Annotated in this window: 1 protein-coding gene; it reads left to right on the forward strand. The window is 50.7% G+C overall.

What is annotated here, in order from left to right; genetic code table 11:
- Positions 1–278, forward strand: a 278-nt coding sequence (locus tag B2739_RS12135; protein ID WP_331346122.1) for a hypothetical protein, incomplete at both ends; no start/stop codon positions are given.

The following is a 278-nucleotide window of genomic DNA, read 5'->3' on the forward strand; positions in this document are numbered from 1 at the left end:
ATGGCGTAATGGCAGCCCTGCTTGCATTAGTGTTTTGGTTATGGGCAAAAAGCCAACGCTTTGGCCCGGTATTTACGCTGGAAAAAGCCGGGCGACGCAACCTTGCCGAACACATTTACGCAGGGGCAATGCTGCTCTGGCGGCAACAGCAACATCCGCAGTTATTAACATTATTGCGCTCCGAAATTTTAGAGCGTATCGAACAGCAACACCCCAACCTCAGCCAGCCCCAAGGTGATGAACGTATTGAGTTTTTGCATCAACTCACTGGCTTGGCA

Origin of the sequence: Cellvibrio sp. UBA7661 (assembly GCA_002483365.1) — a bacterium.
In the GTDB taxonomy this organism is placed as follows: Bacteria; Pseudomonadota; Gammaproteobacteria; order Pseudomonadales; family Cellvibrionaceae; genus Cellvibrio.